The sequence below is a fragment of the Pantoea sp. GbtcB22 genome, assembly GCF_019091025.1.
GTDB classification, from domain to species: domain Bacteria; phylum Pseudomonadota; class Gammaproteobacteria; order Enterobacterales; family Enterobacteriaceae; genus Pantoea; species Pantoea leporis.
The window spans coordinates 1-230 of the sequence record NZ_JAGXKB010001002.1; the positions used below are offsets into that span (position 1 = coordinate 1).

Consider the following 230-nt stretch of genomic DNA (forward strand, 5'->3'; position numbering starts at 1 on the left):
AACAGCAGCACTTTTTCGGTGATTGTGGTTTTACCGGCGTCCGGATGCGAGATGATCGCAAAGATACGGCGGCGCGCCACTTCTTCTAAAAAGGAGGCATTAGACATTGAGTGAATTCTTCTTCCAGGGCAACACGCGGGCAGCGCGCTGCGAATAAATCGTTTCGAGGTCATTCCGCAGGGTAACGCGGCCAAGGGCGACGCAGTGGCGTCGGCTCACAGCACGAGGTG

At 56.1% G+C, this 230-nt stretch carries 1 protein-coding gene; it reads right to left on the bottom strand.

The genetic code is table 11. The features are described from left to right. Positions 1-107 (bottom strand): hypothetical protein (locus tag KVT28_RS28070; RefSeq protein ID WP_254633686.1); only part of this gene is annotated, 107 nt, incomplete at its 3' end. Positions 108-230: the final 123 nt, after the last annotated feature.